The sequence below is a fragment of the Streptomyces sp. TRM70350 genome, assembly GCF_019219825.1.
Classification (GTDB): domain Bacteria; phylum Actinomycetota; class Actinomycetes; order Streptomycetales; family Streptomycetaceae; genus Streptomyces.
The window spans coordinates 13,289-33,104 of record NZ_JAHUXH010000008.1; the positions used below are offsets into that span (position 1 = coordinate 13,289).

Genomic DNA, 19,816 nt, shown 5'->3' on the forward strand with positions numbered 1-19,816 from the left:
GCGCGCGGCCCCCGTGACGGGGCCAGGGTAGCCCCTCGGGGATACTTGACCCCATGGCTTACGACGATCTTCGCTCCCTGCTCAGGGCACTGGAGCGCGAGGGGGACCTGAAGCGCATCAAGGTGGAGGTCGATCCGTATCTGGAGGTCGGGGAGATCGTCGACCGGGTGCAGAAGGCGGGCGGGCCCGCGCTGCTCTTCGAGAAGGTGAAGGGGTCGTCGATGCCCCTCGCCATGAACGTGTTCGGGACCGACCGGCGGCTGCTCAAGGCGCTCGGGCTGAAGTCGTACGGCGAGATCTCCGACAAGATCGGCGGGCTGCTGAAGCCCGAGCTGCCGCACGGGTTCGTCGGGGTGCGCGAGGCCTTCGGGAAGCTCGGCGCGATGACGCACGTACCGCCGAAGAAGGTGAAGGACGCCCCGGTGCAGGAGGTCGTCCTGCACGGCGACGACGTCGACCTGGAGCAGCTCCCCGCGCTGTTCACCTGGCCCAAGGACGGCGGCTCCTTCTTCAACCTGGGCCTGACCCACACCAAGCACCCGGAGACGGGCGTCCGCAACCTCGGCCTGTACCGCCTCCAGCGCCACGACAGGCGCACCATCGGCATGCACTGGCAGATCCACAAGGACAGCCGCAACCACTACCAGGTGGCGGCCCGGCGCGGGGAGCGGCTGCCGGTCGCGATCGCCTTCGGCTGCCCGCCCGCCGTGACGTACGCCTCCACCGCGCCGCTCCCGGGAGACATCGACGAGTACCTGTTCGCCGGGTTCATCGCGGGCAGGCGGATCGAGATGGTCGACTGCAAGACGGTGCCCCTGCAGGTGCCCGCGCAGGCGGAGGTCGTCATCGAGGGCTGGCTGGAGCCCGGCGAGATGCTCCCCGAGGGGCCGTTCGGCGACCACACCGGCTTCTACACACCGCAGGAGCCCTTCCCCGCGCTGAGGATCGACTGCGTGACCATGCGGAAGCGGCCGCTGCTCCAGTCGATCGTCGTGGGGCGCCCCCCGACGGAGGACGGACCCCTCGGCCGGGCGACCGAGCGGTTCTTCCTCCCCCTGCTGAAGATCATCGTGCCGGACATCGTGGACTACCACCTGCCCGAGGCCGGCGGTTTCCACAACTGCGCGATCGTCGCGATCGACAAGAAGTACCCCAAGCACGCGCAGAAGGTGATGCACGCGATCTGGGGCGCGCACATGATGTCCCTGACCAAGCTGATCGTGGTGGTCGACGCCGACTGCGACGTGCACGACCTGCACGAGGTCGCCTGGCGCGCCCTCGGCAACACGGACTACGCCCGCGACCTGACGGTCGTCGAAGGCCCGGTCGATCATCTGGACCACGCGTCCTACCAGCAGTTCTGGGGCGGCAAGGCGGGCATCGACGCGACGAAGAAGTGGCCCGAGGAGGGCTACACGCGGGACGGGGGCTGGCCCGACATGGTGGAGTCCGATCCGAAGACGGCGGCCATGGTGGACCGCCGCTGGAGGGAGTACGGCCTGTGAGTTCCGCTTCTGCCGCGATTCCGCAGCCGGGCCGTGCCAGGGCCTTCCTCCGCCTGGTGATGATCGAGCACTCGGTCTTCGCCCTGCCCTTCGCCTACATCGCCTCCCTCACGGCGATGTTCCAGTGGGACCGGAACATCCACTGGGGCCGTCTGCTGCTGGTCACGATCTGCATGGTCGGCCTGCGCACGTTCGCCATGGCCGTCAACCGGATCATCGACCGCGAGATCGACGCGAGGAACCCCCGCACGGCCCACCGCGAGCTGGTCACGGGCGCGATGTCGGTACGACACGCCTGGACCGGCGCCCTGATCGCCCTGGTGGTCTTCCTGGGCGCGGCGGCCCTGCTCAACCCCCTGTGCCTGGCCCTCGCGCCGGTCGCCGTCATCCCGATGGTGGTCTACCCCTACGGCAAACGGTTCACGAACTTCCCCCAGGCCATCCTCGGCCTCGCCCAGGCGATGGGCCCGGTCGGCGGCTGGCTCGCGATCACCGGCGCCTGGTCCTGGGACGCGGTGATCCTGGGCCTGGCCGTCGGCATCTGGATCGGCGGCTTCGACCTGATCTACGCCTGCCAGGACGTCGAGGCCGACCGTGAGATCGGCGTCATGTCGGTCCCGGCCCGCTTCGGCGTCCCGGCGGCGATCTGGGGCGCGCGGGTCTGCCACGCCGTGACGACCGGGTTGTTCGTCTGGTACGCCCTCGCCACCGACGCGGGCGCGTTCTTCTGGCTCGGCCTGCTGATCGTCGCGGGCGCGTTCGTGTACGAGCACACGATCGTCCGCCCGCACGACCTGTCCCGGGTCAACAGGGCGTTCTTCAGCGTCAACGGCTTCATCGGCATTGCCCTGTTCGGGTGCGCGCTGTTTGATCTCTTGGTTCGGGGCCTGACCGTGTAGCTACGGTGCGGCCTACCATCGAGGGCAGGACCCTCAGGGAGGCCACCGTGACCGTCTCGGGCATCGACCGCCTGCACTCGCAGCTCAGCAAGCTGGAGGGCATGTTCCCCGGCTATCTGACGGAGATTGTCGAGGGCAGCATCGTGCAGGTGTCCGCCGATCTGGAGCTTGTACTCCCCTGATCTGATCGAGTTCGTGGCCGAAGTGGTGTCGCCGGAAAGCGTTCGCCGTGACTACGAGATCAAGCCCCGCTGGTACGCCTCCCGAGCCATCGCCAACTACGTGATCCTCGACCCGCTGCGGGGCCACGCCGTCACGATGTGGAACCCGGGCCCCGACGGCTACCGAGGCCGCGACACCATCCCCTACGGTCCCGACCTCACCATCGACTCCCCGCTCGGCAAGCTGACGATCCCCACCACGCACCTTCCCGTCGATCCGAAGGCGCCCCACCGTTCCTGAAGACCTTTTCGGCCACCGGTACGCTCAAGATGTGAACGCAGGGGAATCGCAGCGCGCGCCTTGGATCGTGGGGGTGTCCGGAGCATCCGGTACGCCGTATGCGGCTGCAGTGCTGCGTGCGCTGCTGGAGGCCGGGGAGAGTGTCGACCTCGTCGTCAGCCGGGCCTCGCGGCTCACCCTGCTGGATGAGACCGGGCTGTCCTTCCGGGACGCGCACTGGCGGGACGACCTGCGGGAATGGCTGTCCAGGGGGGCCGACGGCAAGCCGGACGCCTTCGTCGTGAATCTCGACGGCGTACGGCACTGGAGTGCGGGCGACCTGGCCGCCGGGCCGTCCTCGGGGTCGTACCCCGCGAAGGGGATGCTGATCGTGCCCGCGTCGACCGCCTGCGTCGCCGGAGTCGCCCTCGGGCTCTCCAAGGACCTGCTGCAACGGGCCGCGAGCGTCACCTTGAAGGAGGGGCGTCCGCTGGTCGTCGCCGTGCGGGAGGCACCGCTCGGCGGGCAGACGCTGCGGCACCTGGTCTCCCTGGACGACGCCGGGGCGACCGTCGTACCCGCCTCACCCGCCTTCTACGCGGGCGCCACCCACATCCAGGACCTCGTCGACTTCGTCGCCGGACGGGTCCTCGACGCGGTCGGCGTCCCGCACACGCTCTACCGCCGGTGGGCGGGCGAACTCGGCGGCGGGTCGCGCACCACCTGAGCCTCACCTTCACTCACCAGGAACACGTCAGACCTCTTCAGTGGAAGGCTTCGATCGCATGGACGCCGTGGACAGGCAGCTCATCCAGGCCCTGAGGGAGAACGGCAGGGCCTCCTACGCGGAGCTGGGGCGCCTCGTCGGCCTGTCGGGACCCAGCGTCACCGACCGCATCAACCGGCTGGAGGCGGCCGGCGTCATCACCGGCTACCGCGCCACCGTGAACGCCGCCTCGCTCGGCCTCGGCGTCACCGCCCTGATCGGCATCTCACTCTCCGACGCCGCCGATCACGAGGACGTGGCACAGCGGCTGAGGGACCTGCCGGAGATCGAGGACTGCTGGTTCATCGCCGGTGACGACTCGTTCATGCTCAAGGTGCGGGCGACCGACGTGGACGGGCTGGAGAAGATCATCCGGCGGCTGAGCGGGACCAAGGGCGTGTCGCGGACCCGTACCACCATCGTGCTGTCCACCAAGTGGGAGAACCGGGTGGGTGAGCTGCCGGAAGAGGTGTAGGCGCGGAGCGCCGTATGGGGGCACCTCCCGCCCGAAGGGTGGGGGAGTACGGTTGGCGGAGTCTGTCTGAGAGAGGTGCACGCATGGACGTCGGGCTCAAGCGCGAGCTGGAGGAGAAGGTCAGGGCGGGCGTCCGCCTGACCCGCGAGGACGGCATCGCGCTGTACGAGTCGGACGACCTGGCCTGGCTCGGCGGCCTCGCCCACGAGGTGCGCACGCGCAAGAACGGCGACGTGGTCCACTTCAACGTCAACCGCCACCTCAACATGACCAACGTCTGTACGGCCTCCTGCGCGTACTGCTCCTTCCAGCGCAAGCCGGGCGAGAAGGACGCGTACACCATGCGCATCGAGGAGGCCGTCAAGCTCGCCAAGGCGATGGAGGCGGACAACCTCACCGAGCTGCACATCGTCAACGGGCTGCACCCCAACCTGCCGTGGCGGTACTACCCGCGGTCGCTGCGCGAGCTGAAGGCCGCCCTGCCGAACGTCTCGCTGAAGGCCTTCACCGCGACCGAGATCCACCACTTCGAGACCATCTCCGGGCTGAGCGCGAGCGAGATCCTCGACGAGCTGATCGACGCGGGCCTCGAATCCCTCACCGGCGGTGGCGCCGAGATCTTCGACTGGGAGGTCCGGCAGCACATCGTGGACCACCGCACCCACTGGGAGGACTGGTCCCGCATCCACCGGCTGGCGCACGAGAAGGGGCTCAAGACCCCGTGCACCATGCTCTACGGCCACATCGAGGAGCCCCGCCACCGCGTCGACCACGTCCTGCGCCTGCGGGAACTGCAGGACGAGACCGGCGGCTTCCAGGTCTTCATCCCGCTGCGCTACCAGCACGACTTCGTCGACATGAAGGACGGCAAGGTACGCAACCGGCTGCAGGCCCGGACGACCATGGCGACCCCGCTGGAGGCCCTGAAGACCTTCGCCGTCTCCCGGTTGCTCTTCGACAACGTCCAGCACGTCAAGGTCTTCTGGGTGATGCACGGCGTCCAGACCGCCCAGCTCGCGCTCCAGCACGGCGCGGACGACATGGACGGCTCGGTCGTCGAGTACAAGATCACCCACGACGCCGACAACTACGGCACGCCGAACAAGCTCACCCGCGACGACCTGCTGGAACTCATCCGCGACGCCGGTTTCCGGCCGGTGGAGCGCAACACGCGGTACGAGATCCTCCGGGAGTACGAGGGCCCCGACCCGGCCCGCCGGGAGGCGCCGCAGCCGATGCGGGTGTGAGGCCTCCCGGGCGTCGTTCGCCCGCGGGTCGTGGTGGGTGGCCCGCGCGGTTCCCCGCGCCCCTCAGGTGGGTACTCGGCGGGCCGTGAGCAAGGCACCCGAGGACCGGTACACCGCTGAACCCTTCGTCCCGGCGCAGGCGAAGGACCTCGACGCACTGCGCCGGGCCGCCGCCGGCTGCCGGGGCTGCCCGCTGCACCGGGACGCCACGCAGACGGTGTTCGGGGCGGGTGCTGTGGACGCCCGCGTCATGCTCGTCGGCGAGCAGCCCGGCGACCAGGAGGACCGGCAGGGCGCACCCTTTGTGGGCCCCGCCGGGAAGCTGCTCGACCGGGCGCTCGCGGAGGCCGGGATCGACCCCGGCGACGCGTACGTCACCAACGCCGTCAAGCACTTCAAGTTCACCCGGGCGGAACCCCGGAAGCGGCGGATCCACAAGGCACCCAGCCTGCGGGAGATGACCGCGTGCGGTCCGTGGCTCGCCGCCGAACTGGCCCTCGTCGAGCCCGAGCTGATCGTGGTGCTGGGTGCCACCGCGGGCAAGGCGCTGCTGGGCTCGTCGTTCCGGGTGACGCAGACGCGGGGCACCGTGCTGGAGGAGGAGATCCACGGGCGACGCGAGCGGCTGGTGCCGACCGTGCATCCGTCGTCGGTGCTGCGCGCGGACGACCGGGAGGCGGCGTACCAGGGGCTGGTGTCGGATCTGAAAGTGGCGGCGAGGGTGCTGACGTAATAGGTACGATGCCCACATGTCCCTTACCTTCACGCTGGACCCCGCCGTGGACCCCGCCCTGCGCGACGGCCTGCTCGACCTGTGGACGGACGTGTCCAACGCGGACGGGGCCGTCGGCTTCGTGCCGCCCGTGACGCGGGACACCGTCCGCCCCGAGTTGCTGAAGCACCTCGTCGCCATGGCCGAGGGACGCACCCGGCTGCTCGCCGGACACGACGAGGACGGCCGGGTCGCCGCGACCGCGTTCCTCACCTTCAACACGCACCGGCTGATGGCCCACTGGGTGTGGCTCTACACGGTGATGGTGCACCCCCGGCACCAGGGCAAGGGATACGGCCGGGACCTGATGGCCGCCGCGGCGGACGCGGCGCGAACCTTCGACGGCATCGAGGCGATACGGCTCACATGCCGGGGCGGTCTCGGCCTGGAGCGCTTCTACGGTTCCTGCGGCTACAAGGAAGTCGGCCGCATTCCCGGCGCCATCCGGGTCGCCCCCGGCGACGACCGCGACGACGTGATCATGCTGCTGCCGCTGAGCTGACGGCCGTACCCCCCTGCAAGATCGGCTGCCGGGCGTGCTTCACTGGACGGTGCCCTTTGGGTAGTTCTGGCCGTTCGATACGGAAGAGTGGATGAGATGCTCCGCTACACGCTGATGCGCCTCGGAATCTTCGTGGGCTGCTTCGTGGTCGTCTGGGGGCTCGTCTACTCCGGTGTCGCCCCGCGCGGGCTCGGTGCCTCCAACGGCATCTGGGTCGTGCTGCTCGCGCTCGTCATCTCCGCGCCGATCAGCTTCGTCGTGCTGCGCAAGGAGCGGGACCGGGCGTCCGCGCAGATCGTGCGGAGGGTGGACCGCGCCAAGGCCAACTTGGAGGCCAACCGCAGCCAGGAGGACGTGGCGGACGACGCGGCGCGCGCGCAGGGTCAGGCTTCCTAAGGCTGTCTGTCCTGTGCGCCTCTCAAAGTGAGGCTTTGGGGTTCTCAAAGCTCCGGTGTTAAGGTCTCAGGCATGATGTCAGCAGCCGTGCCCGTCATGCCCGGGAGCATGCCCAAGAGCCCGCTGCTCGTGGCGCGTCTGCATGTGGACCTCTGCTGGTGCGCGTCGGCGATCTGTCGCCTCTGACATCCCGCGACCCGTCCTGACGTCAGCCCTCGCGACCCCTCGCGCACCCCTTACCGGAGCCCTTCCGTGTCCACGCACACGAACCCCGTCAAGCTGCCCCTCAAGGCGCCCTTCTGGGCCCAGATACTCCTCGGCCTCGTCCTCGGCGTCCTGCTCGGCTGGACAGCCAGGAGCCAGGACGTGTCCTGGCTCGTCACGGCGCTGGAGAAGGTCGGCGACACCTTCATAGGCCTGCTGAAGCTCGCCGTCGCCCCGCTCGTCTTCTTCGCGATCCTGGTCTCGATCACCAACCTGCGGAAGGTCAACAACGCGGCCCGCCTGGCGTCCCGCACCCTCCTCTGGTTCATGATCACCTCGCTGATCGCGGTGGCCATCGGCCTCGTCATCGGCCTGGTCACCCATCCCGGCGCCGGCACCGGCCTCACCCCCAGGGACGGTGAGCTGCCCGAGAAGACCGGCTCCTGGCTCGACTTCCTGACCGGCATCGTGCCGACCGATGTGATCACGCCGTTCACCGAGCTGAACGTGCTGCAGATCGTCTTCATGGCCGCCGTCGCCGGGATCGCCGCCCTCCAGCTCGGCGAGAAGGCCCAGCCGATCCTCACCCTGAGCGAGTCCGTCCTCGAACTCCTGCAGAAGGCCCTGTGGTGGGTCATCCGGCTCGCCCCGCTCGGCACCGTCGGCCTCATCGGCACCGCGATCGCCACCTACGGCTGGGACCTGATCGGCAAGTACGCCACCTTCACCGCCGACATCTACGTCGGCTGCGCGATCGTGCTGTTCGTGGTCTACCCGGCGCTGCTCGCCACCGTCGCCAAGGCCAACCCGCTGCAGTTCTTCAAGGGCGCCTGGCCCGCGATCCAGCTGGCCTTCGTCTCCCGCTCCTCCGTCGGCACGATGCCGCTGACCCAGAAGGTCACCGAGCGGCTCGGTGTGCCGAAGGAGTACGCGTCCTTCGCGGTGCCGTTCGGCGCGACGACCAAGATGGACGGCTGCGCCGCGATCTACCCCGCGATCGCCGCGATCTTCGTCGCGCAGATCTTCGACATCCAGCTCGGGATCGGCGACCACCTGCTGATCGCGTTCGTGTCGGTGGTCGGCTCCGCCGCCACGGCAGGTCTCACCGGCGCGACGGTCATGCTGACCCTCACCCTGTCCACGCTCGGCCTGCCGATGGAGGGCGTCGGTCTGCTGCTCGCCATCGACCCGATCCTGGACATGATCCGCACCGCCACGAATGTGGCCGGGCAGGCGCTCGTACCGGTCATCGTGTCGGCCCGCGAGGGGCTGCTCGACCGTGAGGTGTACGGCAGGGCGGGCGGTTCGCCGGTGGAGGAGCCGGAGCGGGTGGCTGTCGCCGCCTGACCGGTACTGTCCGGATGCCTGCCGCCTGGGCCGTACGCTGAGCCGCATGGGTGTCGTGAAGGCCAAGCGGATGCCGCGTGCGGTCCGTGAGCAGCAGATGCTGGACGCCGCCGTACAGATCTTCGGGCAACGGGGGTACATCGCGGCGTCGATGGACGACATCGCCGAACTCGCGGGCGTGTCCAAGCCGTTGGTGTACCTCTACCTCAACTCCAAGGACGACCTCTTCACGGCCTGCATCCGCCGGGAGGCCCAGGCGCTGTTCGCCGCCGTCCGGGCCGGTGTCCGGCGCGAGCTGCCCGCCGACCGTCAACTCTGGGAGGGGCTACTGGCGTTCTTCACGCACACCGCACGGCATCCCGACGGCTGGTCCGTGCTGCACCTCCAGGCGCGTACCCACGGTGAGGCGTTCGCCGCCGAGGTCACCGCGATGCGGGCGGACATCGTCGCCTTCGTCACCCAGCTGATCGCCGAGGCCGCCCGCGAGGCCCACCGGAACCCCGACCTGCCCGAGCGCGAGGTCGCCGGGCTCGCCGAGGCCCTGGTCGGCGCCGCCGAGTCGCTCGCCGACTGGGCCAACGCCACCCCGCACGTGACGGCCCGGCAGGCGGCGGCCACCCTGATGAACTTCGCCTGGGCCGGGCTCGGCGGGCTCATGGCCGGGCGGCGCTGGTCACCGCCCGGCGCGTGAAGGGAGCGGGTGCACAGTCCCGCTGACGTGCAGCCGGTCTCCCCGGCGCAGTTCGAAACGCCCGCCCTCCGCGGCGTACTCCACCGTCCCCGGCAGTGGCACCGGCGCCCGGAACTCCGCCCGGACCAGCACCGCCTCGGGCGTGCCGTGCGCGGCGAGACACCGGGCCACCGTCCACATGCCGTGCGCGATCGGGCGCGGGAAGCCGAACAGGCGGGCGGTGAGCGGGTGCAGGTGGATGGGGTTGCGGTCGCCGGAGACGGCGGCGTAGCGCCGCCCGATGTCGGCGCCGAGCCGCCATTCGGTGCCCGCGGGCAGCGGCTTGCGCTCCTGGGGCGCGGCAGGCGGTACGGCGTCGGTGCGGTGCCGGGCCAGATACGTGCTGCGCGACTCCCAGACGACCTCGCCGCCGGCCAGCGCCTCGGTCACCACCGTCGCCTCCGTCCCGCGCCGGTGCGGGGCCAGTCCGGCGATGTGCACGGCGAGTTCGTACGCGCCGGTGGCCGACAGGGCGGTGTGGCGGGTGAGGTCGATCGAGGTGTGGACCAGGCCGAGCAGCGGCAGCGGGAAGTCACGGCCGCTCATCAGCCGCATGGCCAGCGGGAAGGCCAGCACGTGCGGATAGGTGAGGGGGAGGCCGTCCTCGCCGGTGGGGAAGCCGCAGAGCCGCTCGTAGGCGGCGAGCCGGGCCAGGTCCACGCGGACGCCGGAGCGGACCAGCCGGGTGCGGGGGAACTCGGCGTCCGGGCGGGGGCGTTTGAAGGGGGAGCGGAGGGCGCCGGTGACGAGCGGGAGGTGGTCAGCCATGGTCATACCGGTTTCCTCACCCCGTCCTCCCGGTTTTACTCCTGAGTAAGGTTACCGGAGGTAAGTCCAAGCGCCGCAAGGCCTCCGGGACTCCACAGGCCCAGCGCTGGAAGCTCTTCGAACCCGCACAATCTCCCCACGCGGAAGCCGTACCATCTGCCACCCGACCGCCGGTGACGCCCCAGCGCGCACCGCCGGTGAACGCCTCCGTACGCGCCGCGCGTACTTCATGCAGCAGAGCCGTACCGCGCTGCAGGCCCCAGGAGCTGCCCATGCCCATCTCGTACTCGTCATCGCCCTTACCGCATCAGACGCCCGAGTCATCGCTCGCTTACGACCCGGACGGCGGGCCGGTCCTCGTCGAGCCCGAGATAGGGCGGCTGGACGGGGAGGTGCGGGAGGCGGCCGTACCGCCGCTGGTGCCGCCGGTGTCGCACGGCTCGCTGGCCGATCTGCCGTTCGAGAACGCGGCCGTGGCGCCCGCCCGGACGGTGCTCAGCCGGCGTGCCGGGGACGGGCGTTGGGCGGATGTGACGGCGGCGGAGTTCGCCGCGCAGGTGCTGGACGTGGCGAAGGGGATGATCGCCGAGGGGCTGGCGCCGGGCGACCGGATCGCGATCATGGCGCGGACGTCGTACGAGTGGACACTCCTCGACTTCGCGGCCTGGGCGGCCGGACTGGTGACCGTCCCGGTGTACCCGACCTCGTCCGCCTTCCAGATCCGCTGGATGCTCCAGGACTCCGGTGCGGTCGCCCTGGCGACGGAGACGGCCGGGCAGGCGGCGGCGCTCGGGCCCGAACTGCCGCACCTGCCCGACCTGCGGCACCTGTGGGTCATCGAGAAGGGCCACGTGGACCGGCTCGCGGAGCTGGGGCAGCCGGTGCCGGACCAGGAAGTCGACGTACGGCGGGGCATGCTGGGCCCGGACACCCTCGCCACCGTCGTCTACACCTCGGGCACCACGGGCCGCCCCAAGGGCTGCGCGCTGACCCACGGCAACTTCCTGGCGGAGGTCGACAACGCGATCGAACTCCTCTACCCGGTCTTCAAGGCGCGGACCAGCGAGGAGGCCTCCACGCTCCTCTTCCTGCCCCTGTCCCATGTGTTCGGCCGGATGGTGGCCGTGGCCTGCGTGCGGGCCCGGGTCAGGCTGGGGCACGCGCCCAGCCTGAAGTCGCAGGACCTGCTGGCCGATCTGGCGGCCTTCCGGCCGACGTTCCTGCTGGCCATCCCGTACATGCTGGAGAAGGTCTACAACAGCGCCCGCGCCACCGCGGAACGGGGCGGCAGGGCACCGGCGTTCGACCGCGCGGCGAGGGTCGCCCGCCGGTACGGCGAGGCCGTGGAGGCCCGCGCCAGTGGCACCGGCCCCGGCCCCAGCACCTCCCTGAAGGCGTCCCGCGCCTTCTACGACCCGCTGGTCTACCGCAGGATCCGCAACGCCCTCGGCGGCCGGGTCCGTTACGTCATCTGCGGCGGTTCCCCGCTCGGCCGCGACCTGGCGGCGTTCTACGCGGGCGCCGGGATCGACGTGTACGAGGGTTACGGGCTGTCCGAGACGACCGGCGCGGCGACCGTGACGCCGCCGCTCAAGCCCCGGCTCGGCACGGTCGGCTGGCCGCTGCCCGGCACGCGGGTGCGGATCGCGGCGGACGGCGAGATCCTGCTCGCAGGGGGCCAGGTCTTCCGCGGCTACTGGGACCCGCACGCGGGCGGGGTGGTCCCGGCGTCGTCGGACGGCTGGTTCCCGACGGGCGACATCGGCCGGCTGGACGACGAGGGCTACCTCACCATCACCGGCCGCAAGAAGGAGATCCTGATCACGGCGGGCGGCAAGAACGTGGCCCCGGCGCCCCTGGAGAACTGGCTCCGCTCGCACCCCCTGATCTCCCACTGCGTCGTCCTCGGCGACCGCCGCCCCTACATCACCGCCCTGATCACCCTCGACGTCGACGGCATCACCCACTGGCGGCAGATGAACGGCAAGCACCCGGTGCCGCCCGAACTCCTCGTCGACGACGCCGAGCTGCGGGCGGTGCTGCAACGCGCGGTCGACGAGGCCAACAAGCTCGTCTCCCGCCCCGAGTCCATCCGCCGCTTCACCGTCCTGCCCACCGACTTCTCGGAGGCGGCCGGTCATCTCACCCCGTCGATGAAGCTGCGCCGGGAGGTGATCCTGCGGGACTTCGCCGAGGAGGTGGAGGCCATGTACGGGGGGTGAGCCAGGTCACGTCAGCCCTCCGGGTCCGTGTTCCTGCGGGCGATCAGCAACGCCTGCGGGGTCGTCTCGGCGAGCTCCGGGTCGGGCTCCCGGACCGTCCGGGAGTGGAGCGTGAAGCCTGCCTCCGTCAGGAGGCCGGTCATGCGCTCCGGGCGGCGGCGCAGGAAGTCCAGGGACACCGGACGGCCGAAGGGCCGGTCGACGCGGCGAGGTGCGTCGCCCGCCTGGAAGGCGAGGAGGAGGTGGCCGCCGGGGGCGAGGACACGGGCGTACTCCTCGAACAGGGCGGGGAGCTGGTCGGCGGGGGTGTGGACGGAGGAGTAGAAGGACACCACACCCGCCAGGTGGCCGTCCGGGATGTCCAGGCCCAGCATCGAGCCCTGCTCGAAGCGCAGGGCGGGGTTCTCGCGGCGGGCGACGGCGAGCATCGCCGCCGAGAGGTCCAGGCCGAAGACTTTCAGGCCCAGCGAGGCGAGGTACGCCGTGACCAGGCCGGGCCCGCAGCCCAGGTCGGCCACCTCACCGTCGCGGCCGACCAGCTCGGCGTACGCCGTGAGGAGCGCGCGCTCCAGCGGCCTCGCGGTGAGTTCGTCACGGAAGTGGTGGGCGTAGTCCTCGGCTATCGCGTCGTAGAAGTGCTGGACGGATTCCGTGGGGGTGAGCGCGTCTTCGGTCATGGCGCGTGACCGTACTGCCCGGCACTGACAGTGGGGCGGTTTTCCGTCACGCCCCGGCCGCCGCGGACAGCGACGACCCGTCGCCGCCTTCCTCGCAATTCCCGGAGAATTCATCTTCCCGATGTGCGGGAAAAGGCAGGAGCCCCGTTGCCGGGCGGCGCGGGGCTCCTTGGGTACTGCACTCGATCCTGGATCAGAGGATCAGACCGGGGTGACGTTCTCCGCCTGCGGGCCCTTCGGGCCCTGGGTGACGTCGAAAGACACCTGCTGGTTCTCCTCGAGGGACCGGAAGCCGGTCGCGTTGATCGCGGAGTAGTGGACGAAGACGTCGGGGCCGCCGCCCTCCTGGGCGATGAAACCAAAGCCCTTTTCGGCGTTGAACCACTTCACGGTTCCGGTAGCCATAAGCCCTCCTTGGGCTCAAAAGGGTTGCCCTGCTCCAGAACCAGCAAGTGTGAAGATTTGAGTTCTGCACAACTGCATATGTCTGTGAACGACGAGAGCCCGCGGTCACATGCTCCGCAGGCTCTGTACTGCAAGGGAAACCAAACTGCAACTTGCGACGAGCCTAGCACGCGGGCAGCCGAAAGCAATAGGGGTCAAGATCACGTCACCCGAATGTTTGAACGTCGTGTCGACGTTGACGCCGGGGACGGTCACCCCGGAAGCCCGCACCCTATCCCACGGGGTCTAGCCTCTCGACGTGGACATTTCTCGCACGCGGCCGCGCGTCGGCCACATCCAGTTCCTGAACTGCCTGCCCCTGTACTGGGGGCTCGCCAGAACGGGGACGCTGCTGGACTTCGAGCTGACGAAGGACACCCCGGAGAAGCTCAGCGAGCAGCTGGTGCGGGGCGATCTCGACATCGGGCCGATCACCCTCGTGGAGTTCCTGAAGAACGCCGACGACCTCGTCGCCTTCCCGGACATCGCCGTCGGCTGCGACGGACCGGTGATGTCCTGCGTGATCGTCTCCCAGGTCCCGCTGGACCGGCTGGACGGCGCCCGGGTGGCCCTGGGCTCCACCTCGCGCACCTCCGTACGCCTCGCCCAGCTGCTGCTGGCGGACCGCTTCGGCGTACGGCCCGAGTACTACACCTGCCCGCCCGACCTCAGCCTGATGATGCAGGAGGCCGAGGCGGCCGTACTCATCGGCGACGCCGCCCTGCGGGCGAACCTGCACGACGGGCCGAGGTACGGGCTCGCCGTGCACGACCTCGGCGCGCTGTGGAAGGAGTGGACCGGGCTGCCGTTCGTCTTCGCCGTGTGGGCGGCCCGCCGGGACTACCTGGAGCGCGAGCCCCTCATCACCCGCAAGGTGCACGAGGCCTTCCTCGCCTCCCGCAACCTCTCCCTGGAGGAGGTCGCCAAGGTCGCCGAGCAGGCGGCCCGCTGGGAGGCCTTCGACGAGCGGGTCCTGGAGCGGTACTTCACCACCCTCGACTTCCGCTTCGGCGGCCCGCAGCTGGAGGCCGTGGCGGAGTTCGCCCGCCGGGTCGGGCCGACGACCGGCTTCCCGGCGGACGTGAAGGTGGACCTGCTGCGGCCGTAGGACGGCGGCCCTCAGTACGCCGATACGCCGCTACCCTGCGGGCAGTGGAGGCGTACGGGGGAGAGGGGGCGGACGGCATGCAGCCGCTCGGCGTCGACGAGCCCACCGCCATCGGGCCCTACCGGCTGCTCGGCCGGCTCGGTTCCGGTGGCATGGGCCGGGTGTATCTGGGCCGCAGCGCGGGCGGCCGTACCGTCGCGGTGAAGGTCGTCCACCCGCATCTCGCGCTCGACGAGGAGTTCCGCGCCCGCTTCCGCCGTGAGGTGGAGGCGGCGCGGCGGGTCGGGGCCGCCTGGACCGCGCCGGTGCTGGACGCGGACCCGGAGGCGCCGGTGCCGTGGGTGGCCACCGCGTACGCCGCCGGGCCGTCGCTCGCGGCGGCGGTCGCGGACGGCGGTCCGCTGCCCGCGCACTCGGTACGAGCGCTGGGGGCGGGCCTGGCCGAGGCGCTGGCGGCGGTGCACGAACTGGGCCTGGTGCACCGGGACGTCAAGCCGTCCAACGTGCTCCTCACCCTCGACGGGCCGCTGCTCATCGACTTCGGGATCGCCCGCGCCCTGGACGGCACGGCGTCGCTCACATCGACGGGGGTCTCGGTCGGCTCGCCCGGTTACATGGCGCCCGAGCAGATCCTGGGCAAGGGCGTCACGGGGGCGGCGGACGTCTTCTCGCTGGGTGCGGTACTGGCGTACGCGGCGACCGGAGAGCCGCCGTTCCCCGGGGACTCGTCGGCCGCGCTGCTCTACAAGGTCGTGCACGAGGAGCCGCACCTCGACGCCCTGGAGGGCGAGTTGCGGGAGGTCGTCGAAGCGTGCCTGGCGAAGGAGCCGGGTGCGCGTCCGGTCCCGGCGGAGGCGGCCCGGCGGCTCGCGCCGGAGGGGGCGGCGCGGCTGGTGGCGGGCGGGTGGCTGCCGGGGGCGCTGGTGGAGCAGGTGAGCCGGGGGGCCGTGCGGCTGCTGAATCTGGAGGCGGCGGGGGCCGGTGCTGCTTCTTCGGGGCCGGTTGCGTTCAGCAGTCCGGCGGTAGGAGAGGGTTCACCCGCGGGAGCCTTCGGTCCGCCGCCCGTGATGCCGGAGCCCCGTCGGGCGGAACCGGAGGACAAGGTTTCCGACGGGGGCAAGCGGCCCGGCAAGGTCTCCGTCAGCGTCGCCGCGACGGCCGCACCGGAGGCCGACGGGCGGGGACGACGGGTGAGCTGCACGGTGGCGCTCGCGGTCGCCGGTGCGTTCGCGGCGGCGACGGTCGGCTCGGTCCTCGTCCTCGACCTGCTGCCCGGCGAACGCCAGGACAGCGCGGGCGAATCCGGCCCCCGGGACGCCTACTCCCCGGCCCCGGGCGCCAGCCTGAGCAGCGGCCCGTCCGACATCCCGGCCCGCTACCTCGGCACCTGGGAGGGGCAGGGCACCGCCCTGGACGGCACGCTGCCCGCGGGCACGTTCCGGGTCACCGTCCAGCAGGCCGAGGTGGGCGAGGAGTTGGGCCGGCTCCGGCAGACCGACCAGCTGGGCGGCGTCTGTGTCGACGTACTGACCCTGCAGCGGGTGACGGAGAAACAGCTCGTCGCCAGGTCGGTCGGTCAGAAGGGCAACCACGGGGGCTGCAACCAGGAGCCCACCACGGTCCGCCTCGTCCCGACCGGTGACGACCTCACGTATGAGTCGGACAGCGCGCGGTCGGGGTATCCGACGGCCCGGATGTCGAAGGTGAAGTAGGGCTCTCTCACGCGGCAGTGGTGGGGTGAGGAGGGGGTGAGCGGGGCTTGGGTGAGGGGCTGCTGGTCGCCGCTGCCCTGGTCTGGGGCGCGGTGGCGGGAGCGCTGCTGCCGCGTGCCGCGTACCGCTTCTGTGTGCCGCCGGAGGAGGCGTGGCGGGACCGGTGCCCGGGCGGGCATGCGATGCGGGGATGGATCGGGTGGGGGCGGTGCGCGGAGTGTGCGCGGAGCTACGGCCCCGGCGTCCCCCTGGTCGCCACCGTCACCGCCGTCCTCTGCGCCGTCCTCGCCGTCGTCACCGGCCCCCACCCGGAGCTCGGAGTCTGGCTGCTGATCACACCCGTCGGCGTGCTGCTGGCCGTCGTGGATCTGCGTGTGCGGCGACTGCCCGATCCGCTGACCCTGCCCCTCGCGGCCGCCACCCCCGCCCTGCTCGGCGTGGCCGCGCTCGCGCCCGGGCCCGCCGGGGACTGGGGCACCGCCCTGCTCGGCGCCGTCGCCCTCGGCGGCTTCTACTTCCTCCTCTTCCTGATCAACCCCGGCGGCCTGGGCTTCGGCGATGTGAAGCTGGCCGTCGGCGCGGGGGCCGTGCTCGGGTGGTACGGGTGGTGGGCGGTGCTGCTGGGGACCTTCGCCGCGTTCCTGTGCGGGGCGGTCTACGGCGGCGTCCGCGCCGTCGTACGGAAGACGGGGCGGAAGACGGTGATCCCGTTCGGGCCGTTCCTGCTCGCGGGCGCCTACGCCGGGCTGCTGCTGGGCGCGGTGGGCTGAGGTGGGGCGGGTTGGGGCGGCGGTGGGCTGAGGTGGGGCGGGTTGGGCCGCGGCGGGCTGAGGGTGGGGTGGGAAAACGGCTGGCGTAGGCTGGTTCAGTCCGTCCGCAACCCTTGACGAAAGGGACACCCGGTGACCGAGAAGGCCGACCTCCAGTCCGTCCTCGAACGTGCCGCCGCGGGCGGACGGATCACCCCCGAGGAGGCGCTCGCCCTCTACCGGGACGCCCCGCTGCACGCGCTGGGCGCCGCCGCCGACGCCGTACGCCGCCGTCGGTACGCGGGCACCGAGCACATCGCGACGTACATCATCGAACGGAACATCAACTACACGAACGTCTGCGTCACGGCGTGCAAGTTCTGCGCCTTCTACGCCCCGCCGAAGGACAAGGCGAAGGGCTGGACCCGCGATCTGGACGACATCCTGCGCCGGTGCGCGGAGACCGTCGAGCTGGGCGGGACGCAGATCATGTTCCAGGGCGGTCACCACCCGGACTACGGCGTCGAGTACTACGAGAAGCACTTCGCCGCCATCAAGAAGGAGTTCCCGCAGCTCGTCATCCACAGCCTGGGGGCGAGCGAGGTCGAGCACATGGCCCGGATCTCCAAGGTGACGGTCGAGGAGGCCATCCGGCGGATCCACGCCGCCGGGCTGGACTCCTTCGCCGGGGCCGGCGCCGAACTGCTGCCCGAGCGGCCGCGCAGGGCCATCGCCCCGCTGAAGGAGAGCGGCGAGCGATGGCTGGAGATCATGGAGACCGCCCACCGGCTGGGCGTCGAGTCCACGTCCACCATGCTGATGGGGACCGGCGAGACCAACGCCGAGCGGATCGAGCACATCCGGATGATCCGTGACGTACAGGACCGCACGGGCGGCTTCCGGGCCTTCATCCCGTACCTCTACCAGCCGCAGAACAACCACCTGAAGGGCCGCACCCAGGCCACCATCTTCGAGTACCTGCGGATGATCGCGATCGCCCGGCTCTTCCTCGACAACATCGCCCACATCCAGGGCTCCTGGCTGACCACCGGCAAGGACGCCGGGCAGCTGACCCTGCACTACGGGGCGGACGACCTCGGCTCGGTGATGCTGGAGGAGAACGTCGTCTCGGCGGCCGGTGCCAAGCACCGCTCCAACCTGATGGAGATGATCGAGATGATCCGGGGGGCGGACCGGGTCCCGGCCCAGCGGAACACGACGTACGAACACCTCCTCGTGCACGACGACCCGGCGAACGACCCCGTCGACGAGCGCGTCATGTCCCACATCTCGTCCACCGCGATCGAGGGCGGCACGGCTCATCCGGAGCTGAAGCTGCTCGCCTCCAACTGAGTTGCTGACGATTCACGCGGACTCCAGGGGGCGTGCCCTGGCCGTGCGCGGCGAGTGGGTCCTGGACGCCGGTCCGCTGGAGGAGCTGTCCGCCGCGCATCCGCTCGCGCGCGTGCGGCAGTGGCCCGGCATCCTCACCCCCGGGCTGGTCAACCTGCACGGGCCCGAACTGCTGGAGCAGGCCTACCACCCCGACCCGCGCGAGGCCGACGAACTCGGCACCGAGCCACTGACCGGGGACGCGCTGGCCGCGCTCGCCATGGACGAGGCGCGGTGGGGTGCCGGCGCGCGGCGCGGGCTGCAGCGGATGCTGGCGCGCGGGACCGTCGCGGTGGCGGGAACGTTCGGCAACCGGGCCGTGGTGACGGCCGTACGGCGGTCCGGGATCGGCGTGGTGGGGCGGCTCGGGGTGCCCGGCGGGGTGCCCTCGCTCGACCCGTTCGATGCCGGGGTGCCGGTGGAGTTCCCGCCGCCGCGCGAGAGCGGGTCCGCCGCGCGGTTCGCCGTGTTCGACGTACGGGACGAGGCGGAGCTGGCCGAGCGCGGGGGCGGGAGCTGTGTGGTGACGGTGGTGGCGGGGCGGATCGTCTACCGGCGTCGGTAGGTCGCTCAGCTCCGAGATGTCGGCCGGTTGGCCGTGCGCGGCGATGGCGGCCTGCTCGGCGTAGGCGCCCATGTCGCCGGTGCAGGAGCTGCCGTAGTGCGGCAGGGCGAGGATGACCCGCGGGTGGAGGATGTGGCGGCGAGGAAGACGCCGCGGCTACTGCCGTGAACGCGGACTGCAACAATGGGCCCGTGACCCGCGCTTCCCTGAACAAGCAGCCGCACGAAGTCGCCTCGATGTTCGACGACGTGGCGGAACGGTACGACCTGACGAACGATGTGCTGTCGCTCGGCCAGGACCGGGTGTGGCGCCGGGAGGTCGCGAAGGCGGTCGACGCGCGCCCCGCGCAGAAGGTGCTGGACCTGGCCGCCGGTACGGCCACCTCCTCGCTGCCCTTCACGCGTGCGGGCGCGTACGTCGTGCCCTGCGACTTCTCCCTCGGCATGCTCCAGGTCGGCAAGCAGCGCCGCCCCTGGCTGCCGCTGACGGCGGGCGACGCGACGCGGCTGCCCTTCAAGGACGACGTGTTCGACGCCGTCACCATCTCCTTCGGGCTGCGCAACGTGCAGGACACGGACGCGGCGCTGCGGGAGATGTACCGGGTGACCCGGCCGGGCGGGCGGGTGGTGATCTGTGAGTTCTCGCATCCGACGTGGGAACCGTTCCGCAAGGTCTACACCGAGTACCTGATGCGGGCGCTGCCGCCGGTGGCCCGTGCGGTGTCGTCGAACCCGGAGGCGTACGTCTATCTCGCCGAGTCCATCCGCGCCTGGCCCGACCAGCCCGCGCTGGCCGAGCAGTTGCGCAAGGCCGGGTGGTCGAAGGTGGCGTGGCGGAATCTGACGGGTGGGGTGGTTGCTCTGCACCGCGGGTTCAAGGCCTGACCCCGACAGGC

The 19,816-nt window shown here is 71.0% G+C and carries 20 protein-coding genes and 1 pseudogene; 18 read left to right on the plus strand and 3 right to left on the minus strand.

The window, feature by feature from the left end; all coding sequences use genetic code 11:
* The first annotated feature begins 53 nt into the window (after positions 1 to 53).
* From KWI83_RS14930 to KWI83_RS14980, 11 genes and pseudogenes are all read left to right on the plus strand, one after another.
* A complete protein-coding gene (locus tag KWI83_RS14930; RefSeq protein ID WP_218514858.1) occupies positions 54 to 1,505 on the plus strand; it encodes a menaquinone biosynthesis decarboxylase in 1,452 nt (483 codons plus the stop codon).
* A complete protein-coding gene (mqnP, locus tag KWI83_RS14935; protein WP_218514859.1) occupies positions 1,502 to 2,404 on the plus strand; it encodes a menaquinone biosynthesis prenyltransferase MqnP in 903 nt (300 codons plus the stop codon). The genes KWI83_RS14930 and mqnP overlap by 4 nt, the downstream gene beginning before the upstream one ends.
* Before the next feature lie 47 nt (positions 2,405 to 2,451).
* Positions 2,452 to 2,866, plus strand: a pseudogene (locus KWI83_RS14940) (Uma2 family endonuclease).
* A gap of 67 nt (positions 2,867 to 2,933) precedes the next feature.
* On the plus strand, positions 2,934 to 3,572 hold the full coding sequence (locus KWI83_RS14945; RefSeq protein ID WP_374106307.1) for a UbiX family flavin prenyltransferase: 639 nt from the start codon (positions 2,934 to 2,936) through the stop codon (positions 3,570 to 3,572).
* A gap of 58 nt (positions 3,573 to 3,630) precedes the next feature.
* Positions 3,631 to 4,086, plus strand: a complete 456-nt coding sequence (locus KWI83_RS14950; RefSeq protein WP_055707813.1) for an Lrp/AsnC family transcriptional regulator — start codon at positions 3,631 to 3,633, stop codon at positions 4,084 to 4,086.
* A gap of 83 nt (positions 4,087 to 4,169) precedes the next feature.
* Positions 4,170 to 5,333, plus strand: coding sequence for an aminofutalosine synthase MqnE (gene mqnE, locus KWI83_RS14955; protein ID WP_218514861.1), 1,164 nt, complete (start codon positions 4,170 to 4,172; stop codon positions 5,331 to 5,333).
* A gap of 85 nt (positions 5,334 to 5,418) precedes the next feature.
* On the plus strand, positions 5,419 to 6,066 hold the full coding sequence (locus KWI83_RS14960) for a UdgX family uracil-DNA binding protein (RefSeq protein WP_218514862.1): 648 nt from the start codon (positions 5,419 to 5,421) through the stop codon (positions 6,064 to 6,066).
* Positions 6,067 to 6,082: 16 nt separating this feature from the next.
* The gene (locus KWI83_RS14965; RefSeq protein WP_218514863.1) at positions 6,083 to 6,607 is read left to right on the plus strand and encodes a GNAT family N-acetyltransferase; all 525 of its coding nucleotides are present in this window, start codon (positions 6,083 to 6,085) and stop codon (positions 6,605 to 6,607) included.
* Between the two features lie 96 nt (positions 6,608 to 6,703).
* Entirely contained in the window at positions 6,704 to 7,003 is a 300-nt protein-coding gene (locus KWI83_RS14970) for a DUF4229 domain-containing protein (RefSeq protein WP_218514864.1), read from the plus strand.
* Between the two features lie 252 nt (positions 7,004 to 7,255).
* Positions 7,256 to 8,554, plus strand: coding sequence for a dicarboxylate/amino acid:cation symporter (locus tag KWI83_RS14975; protein ID WP_218514865.1), 1,299 nt, complete (start codon positions 7,256 to 7,258; stop codon positions 8,552 to 8,554).
* 46 nt (positions 8,555 to 8,600) lie between these two features.
* Positions 8,601 to 9,245, plus strand: coding sequence for a TetR/AcrR family transcriptional regulator (locus KWI83_RS14980; RefSeq protein ID WP_218514866.1), 645 nt, complete (start codon positions 8,601 to 8,603; stop codon positions 9,243 to 9,245).
* On the opposite strand, the gene KWI83_RS14985 is transcribed toward KWI83_RS14980, so the two are convergent.
* Positions 9,228 to 10,058: a MaoC/PaaZ C-terminal domain-containing protein gene (locus KWI83_RS14985; protein WP_218514867.1), complete on the minus strand. Its 831-nt coding sequence runs from the start codon at positions 10,056 to 10,058 to the stop codon at positions 9,228 to 9,230. The genes KWI83_RS14980 and KWI83_RS14985 overlap by 18 nt on opposite strands.
* A 266-nt stretch (positions 10,059 to 10,324) precedes the next feature.
* Here KWI83_RS14985 and KWI83_RS14990 point away from each other — a divergent pair, with 266 nt between their 5' ends.
* Positions 10,325 to 12,274: a long-chain fatty acid--CoA ligase gene (locus KWI83_RS14990; RefSeq protein WP_218514868.1), complete on the plus strand. Its 1,950-nt coding sequence runs from the start codon at positions 10,325 to 10,327 to the stop codon at positions 12,272 to 12,274.
* Between the two features lie 11 nt (positions 12,275 to 12,285).
* Here KWI83_RS14990 and KWI83_RS14995 read toward each other — a convergent pair whose 3' ends face one another.
* Positions 12,286 to 12,951: a class I SAM-dependent methyltransferase gene (locus tag KWI83_RS14995; protein ID WP_218514869.1), complete on the minus strand. Its 666-nt coding sequence runs from the start codon at positions 12,949 to 12,951 to the stop codon at positions 12,286 to 12,288.
* A 201-nt stretch (positions 12,952 to 13,152) separates the two neighbouring features.
* Positions 13,153 to 13,356 (minus strand): cold-shock protein, encoded by a 204-nt coding sequence (locus KWI83_RS15000; RefSeq protein WP_004984723.1) that lies wholly within the window; start codon positions 13,354 to 13,356, stop codon positions 13,153 to 13,155.
* Positions 13,357 to 13,654: 298 nt separating this feature from the next.
* Here KWI83_RS15000 and KWI83_RS15005 point away from each other — a divergent pair, with 298 nt between their 5' ends.
* The 6 genes from KWI83_RS15005 to KWI83_RS15030 all read left to right on the plus strand — a co-directional run bounded on the left by KWI83_RS15005 (position 13,655) and on the right by KWI83_RS15030 (position 19,805).
* Positions 13,655 to 14,503 (plus strand): menaquinone biosynthetic enzyme MqnA/MqnD family protein, encoded by an 849-nt coding sequence (locus tag KWI83_RS15005; protein WP_218514870.1) that lies wholly within the window; start codon positions 13,655 to 13,657, stop codon positions 14,501 to 14,503.
* 77 nt (positions 14,504 to 14,580) lie between these two features.
* A complete protein-coding gene (locus KWI83_RS15010) occupies positions 14,581 to 16,215 on the plus strand; it encodes a serine/threonine-protein kinase (protein ID WP_218515057.1) in 1,635 nt (544 codons plus the stop codon).
* Between the two features lie 47 nt (positions 16,216 to 16,262).
* Positions 16,263 to 16,985 carry an A24 family peptidase gene (locus KWI83_RS15015; protein ID WP_218514871.1) on the plus strand — a complete coding sequence of 241 codons (723 nt, stop codon included), beginning with the start codon at positions 16,263 to 16,265 and terminating at the stop codon, positions 16,983 to 16,985.
* A 132-nt stretch (positions 16,986 to 17,117) separates the two neighbouring features.
* On the plus strand, positions 17,118 to 18,317 hold the full coding sequence (mqnC, locus tag KWI83_RS15020) for a cyclic dehypoxanthinyl futalosine synthase (RefSeq protein WP_218514872.1): 1,200 nt from the start codon (positions 17,118 to 17,120) through the stop codon (positions 18,315 to 18,317).
* A gap of 1 nt (position 18,318) precedes the next feature.
* Entirely contained in the window at positions 18,319 to 18,921 is a 603-nt protein-coding gene (locus tag KWI83_RS15025; RefSeq protein ID WP_218514873.1) for a hypothetical protein, read from the plus strand.
* A gap of 191 nt (positions 18,922 to 19,112) precedes the next feature.
* Positions 19,113 to 19,805 carry a demethylmenaquinone methyltransferase gene (locus KWI83_RS15030; RefSeq protein ID WP_218514874.1) on the plus strand — a complete coding sequence of 231 codons (693 nt, stop codon included), beginning with the start codon at positions 19,113 to 19,115 and terminating at the stop codon, positions 19,803 to 19,805.
* The last annotated feature ends 11 nt before the right edge of the window (positions 19,806 to 19,816 follow it).

Coding starts and splice junctions, on each gene's coding strand:
- KWI83_RS14930 (WP_218514858.1), top strand. CDS start 54: ATGGCTTACGACGATCTTCGCTCCCTGCTCAGGGCACTGGAGCGCGAG.
- KWI83_RS14950 (WP_055707813.1), top strand. CDS start 3,631: ATGGACGCCGTGGACAGGCAGCTCATCCAGGCCCTGAGGGAGAACGGC.
- mqnE (WP_218514861.1), top strand. CDS start 4,170: ATGGACGTCGGGCTCAAGCGCGAGCTGGAGGAGAAGGTCAGGGCGGGC.
- KWI83_RS14965 (WP_218514863.1), top strand. CDS start 6,083: ATGTCCCTTACCTTCACGCTGGACCCCGCCGTGGACCCCGCCCTGCGC.
- KWI83_RS14970 (WP_218514864.1), top strand. CDS start 6,704: ATGCTCCGCTACACGCTGATGCGCCTCGGAATCTTCGTGGGCTGCTTC.
- KWI83_RS14980 (WP_218514866.1), top strand. CDS start 8,601: ATGGGTGTCGTGAAGGCCAAGCGGATGCCGCGTGCGGTCCGTGAGCAG.
- KWI83_RS14985 (WP_218514867.1), bottom strand. CDS start 10,058: ATGACCATGGCTGACCACCTCCCGCTCGTCACCGGCGCCCTCCGCTCC.
- KWI83_RS14990 (WP_218514868.1), top strand. CDS start 10,325: ATGCCCATCTCGTACTCGTCATCGCCCTTACCGCATCAGACGCCCGAG.
- KWI83_RS14995 (WP_218514869.1), bottom strand. CDS start 12,951: ATGACCGAAGACGCGCTCACCCCCACGGAATCCGTCCAGCACTTCTAC.
- KWI83_RS15000 (WP_004984723.1), bottom strand. CDS start 13,356: ATGGCTACCGGAACCGTGAAGTGGTTCAACGCCGAAAAGGGCTTTGGT.
- KWI83_RS15010 (WP_218515057.1), top strand. CDS start 14,581: ATGCAGCCGCTCGGCGTCGACGAGCCCACCGCCATCGGGCCCTACCGG.